Here is a 1,476-nt window from a genome sequence, read left to right as displayed (position 1 = left end):
ACCGCGATGCGCGCGGTTTCGGCATCGCGGATCTCGCCGACCATGATGACATCGGGATCCTGGCGCAACAGCGCGCGCAGCCCGCGCGCGAAAGTCAGGTCGGTCTTGGGATTGACCTGCATCTGCCCGATGCCGTCCATCGAGTATTCGATCGGATCCTCGACGGTGAGGATATTGCGCTTGCGGTCGTTCAGATGGTGCAGCGCGGCATAAAGCGAGGTCGTCTTGCCCGAGCCGGTGGGCCCGGTGACCAGCACCAGCCCCTCGGGCGCCGCGATCACATGCTCGAAGGTCGCGCGGTCGCGCTCGGACATGCCCAGATGCGCGATCCCGCGCTGGGTCTGGCCCCGGTCGAGCAGGCGCAGTACCACCCGTTCGCCGAATTGCGACGGCAGGGTCGAAATCCGCACGTCCAGCTCGTACCCGCCCACCCGCAGGCTGACGCGGCCATCCTGCGGCAAACGCTTCTCGGCGATGTCGAGCTTGCCCATGACCTTCAGGCGACTGGCCAGGAGAGGCGCCAGGGCGCGCTTCGGTTCGATCACGTCGCGCAGGATGCCGTCGACGCGGAAGCGCACCACGAAGCGCCGCTCCTCGACCTCGATGTGCATGTCCGAGGCGCCCTCCTTGACCGCCTGCAGCAGGAGCGCGTTGATCAGCCGGACCACCGGCGCATCGTCGTTCTGGTCCAGAAGGTCGTCCACCGAGGCCGCGCTTTCGGCCAGCATGGACAGGTCGTCGCCGTCGCTTGCGGCGATCTCGGCGGCCTCGCTGGCGCTGTTGCGGTAGACGCGGGCAAGCGTCTCCTCGAAGGTTGCGCCGTCCACCTCCTCGAAGCCGATGAGCCGGCCTGCCACGCGTTGCGCCTCGATCAGCGCGGCGGGCGTGGCGGTGGGCAGATGCCGGCAGAGCGGCGCGGCCTCCGGGGCGGCATCATCCGGGTCGAGCACCGCGCCATGCGCCTTGGCGAAGGCATAGCTCAGCGCGGCGCTGCGCGCGGGCTCGGGCGCTGCGGGTCCGCTCGCTGCCGGCTCGGGCGTTTCGGGCACGGGCGTCTCGTCGGGCCGCAGTGCGGGATCGGCGGTCTCGGTCATCGCATGGCCTCCACGGTCAGCCGGGCGCTGACGACACCCGGCGCGGTCTGGCGGTCGATCTCGAGCGCGGTGGCCTGCACCGCCTCCTCGCGTTCGAGCGTCACGATCCAATCCAGCACGTCGCGAAATGCCGCCTCCTGGACCGAGAGCGACAGCCGCCCGCCCTGCGGCTCAATCCGCGCGAGCGCCACCCCGGCGGCCTCGGCGCTGCGGGTAACCCGCTGGGCCAGCGGGGCCTCCTGGGCGGGCGCCGGCGCCGCGCTGCCGCCCCGCAGGTCTTCCGCGTCCGCGGCCAGGCGCGAGAGCGCCAGATGGCGCGAAATCTCGGTGTTGAGCCGGGCGCGTTCGGCCTGGATCGGCTGCCAGCCGAAGCGGAACAGCA

Annotated in this window: 2 protein-coding genes; both read right to left on the bottom strand. The window is 71.1% G+C overall.

Features of this window, described 5'->3' with window-relative positions; all coding sequences use genetic code 11:
* Nucleotides 1-1,094: GspE/PulE family protein (locus tag LR948_RS18755; protein WP_232755687.1), on the bottom strand; the 1,094-nt coding region annotated here is incomplete at its 3' end.
* On the bottom strand, nucleotides 1,091-1,476 hold a 386-nt coding region (gene gspM, locus LR948_RS18750), incomplete at its 5' end, for a type II secretion system protein GspM (RefSeq protein ID WP_232755686.1). The genes gspM and LR948_RS18755, both read right to left, overlap by 4 nt.

The sequence above is a fragment of the Roseivivax sp. GX 12232 genome (genome assembly GCF_021272185.1).
GTDB lineage: Bacteria > Pseudomonadota > Alphaproteobacteria > Rhodobacterales > Rhodobacteraceae > Roseivivax.
Note: the sequence above shows the minus strand (reverse complement) of the source record. Positions and strands in the feature narration are given on the sequence as shown.